Source organism: Mangrovihabitans endophyticus (genome assembly GCF_014646155.1).
GTDB classification, from domain to species: Bacteria; Actinomycetota; Actinomycetes; order Mycobacteriales; family Micromonosporaceae; genus Actinoplanes; species Actinoplanes endophyticus.
In genome coordinates, this window is sequence record NZ_BMMX01000152.1 from 1 (window position 1) to 644 (window position 644).

A 644-nucleotide genomic window follows, 5' to 3' on the forward strand; every position below is an offset into this window, starting at 1 on the left:
TGGTAATAAAGATTAGTAGCGTTAGGACCCGCACTCAAAAACTTGTTGATGAGTAGCGGCACTCTCACGCCAAACTCTACGCCATTATGCTTGTAAATATTGGCTCTCACCCCAAAATTCAACCATACCTGAAAAGCGACGGTTGAAGTTTGGGTGCTATAAGGAGCGTTAGGGTTGCAATAAGTAGGGGTGCAAACATCAGGACCTTTAGCTTGAATGATTTGCTCTTTCCAATAGTTTGCCGCTGAGCTTTTCCAAGTGTTACCGCCGATAGCGACCCCACCAAAAATACCAAAAGAAGCGTTGTCTTTATCAATAATATCAGCTAACAAATCGCTCCCCACACCCCAAGAAACCATATCCAACTGGATTTTATTAGGTGCATAAACTTGCTTACCTAAATCGGCATGCCCATAGTCAAAAAGCCCATACACTCTGAAACCAAACCACTTGCTTGTCATATCCAACGACTTGAACTGGAAGAACTTCTTATAACCCACATTCAACCCAAAACCATTCAAAGCCCCATTAGCGTATTTGGTATGCCAGTTGATATTGGTGCCTCCTGGATTATGCTTATTAGCACTAAGACCTGGGGGGCAACCTACAACACTCCCTGTGCAATCCCCTGTATTATAAATATT

Annotated in this window: 1 protein-coding gene; it reads right to left on the reverse strand. The window is 43.0% G+C overall.

The window, feature by feature from the left end:
* Positions 1-644, reverse strand: a 644-nt coding sequence (gene hopE, locus IEY73_RS34660; protein ID WP_189083239.1) for a Hop family outer membrane protein HopE, incomplete at both ends; no start/stop codon positions are given.